This window comes from Rhodococcus sp. Eu-32 (assembly GCF_003336925.1).
Classification (GTDB): Bacteria; Actinomycetota; Actinomycetes; order Mycobacteriales; family Mycobacteriaceae; genus Rhodococcoides; species Rhodococcoides kyotonensis_B.
In genome coordinates this window covers 1-1,655 of record NZ_QGNK01000045.1, presented here as the reverse complement: position 1 = coordinate 1,655, position 1,655 = coordinate 1, and the positions used below count along the sequence as shown (strand labels likewise).

Below are 1,655 nucleotides of genomic sequence, written 5' to 3'. Positions count from 1 at the left end.
AAGGTGCTTGTCGCGAACCGCGGCGAGATCGCAGTCCGGGTGATCAGGGCTGCAGCGGACGCCGGCCTCACCAGTGTCGCTGTCTACGCCGAACCCGACGCGAACGCACCCTTCGTGCGCTTGGCAGACGAGGCCTTCGCCCTGGGCGGGCAGACCTCCGCCGAGTCCTACCTCGTGATCGACAAGATTCTCGATGCGGCGAAGAAGTCCGGCGCCGACGCCATCCACCCCGGATACGGCTTCCTGTCCGAGAACGCCGAGTTCGCTCAGGCCGTCATCGACGCAGGCCTGATCTGGATCGGCCCGTCACCGCAGTCCATCCGCGACCTCGGCGACAAGGTCACCGCCCGCCACATCGCCACCCGCGCCAAAGCCCCCTCCGTTCCCGGTACCGCCGAGCCGGTCAAGGACGCCCAGGAAATCCTCGACTTCGCCGACGAGCACGGCCTCCCGATCGCCATCAAAGCCGCCTTCGGTGGCGGCGGGCGCGGCATGAAAGTCGCCCGCACCCGCGAAGAAATCCCCGAATTGTTCGACTCCGCCGTCCGTGAAGCCGTCGCCGCGTTCGGCCGCGGGGAATGCTTCGTCGAGCGCTACCTCGACAAGCCCCGCCACGTCGAAGCTCAGGTCATCGCCGACCAGCACGGCAACGTCGTCGTCGCCGGCACCCGCGACTGCTCCCTGCAACGCCGCTTCCAGAAGCTCGTCGAGGAAGCACCCGCCCCGTTCCTCACCGAAGCCCAGCGCAAGGAAATCCACTCCAGCGCCAAGGCCATCTGCAAAGAAGCCGGCTACTACGGCGCAGGCACCGTCGAATACCTCGTCGGCCAAGACGGCCTCGTGTCCTTCCTCGAGGTCAACACCCGCCTGCAGGTCGAGCACCCCGTCACCGAGGAAACCTCCGGCATCGACCTCGTGCTGCAGCAGTTCCGCATCGCAGGCGGCGAAGAACTGTCGATCACCGAAGACCCCGAACCGCGCGGACACTCCTTCGAGTTCCGCATCAACGGTGAAGACGCCGGCCGCGGCTTCCTGCCCGCACCCGGACCGGTCACCACCTTCATCGCCCCCGAAGGCCCCGGCGTGCGCGTCGATTCCGGTGTCGAGTCCGGCTCGGTGATCGGTGGCCAATTCGACTCCATGCTCGCCAAGCTCATCGTCACCGGCGCCACCCGCGAGGAAGCACTCGCCCGCAGCCGTCGCGCGCTGGCCGAGTTCAAGGTCGAAGGCCTCGCCACCGTCATCCCGTTCCACGCCGCCGTGGTCTCCGACCCCGCGTTCATCGGCGACGGAGAATCGTTCGACGTCCACACCCGGTGGATCGAAACCGAATGGGACAACCAGGTTCCCCCGTTCACCGCAGCAGACGCACTCGACGACGACGAAGCGCTACCGCGCCAGAACGTGGTCGTCGAGGTCGGCGGCCGACGCGTCGAGGTGTCCCTGCCCGGCCAGTTCTCCCTCGGCGGCGGCGCAGCATCCGACGGTGCGATCCGCCGCAAGCCCAAGCCGCGCAAGCGTGGCGGCGGCGGCGCCGGTGCCACGTCCGGTGACGCCGTCACCGCACCCATGCAGGGCACCGTCGTCAAGGTCGCCGTCGAAGAAGGACAAGAAGTCGCCGAAGGCGACCTCATCGCCGTCCTCGAAGCGATGAA

1 protein-coding gene is annotated in these 1,655 nt (G+C 67.9%); it reads left to right on the top strand.

Going from position 1 to position 1,655, the window contains the following annotated elements; all coding sequences use genetic code 11:
• The coding region (locus DK926_RS26210; protein WP_207890926.1) for an acetyl/propionyl/methylcrotonyl-CoA carboxylase subunit alpha at positions 1 to 1,655 on the top strand (1,655 nt) is incomplete at both ends.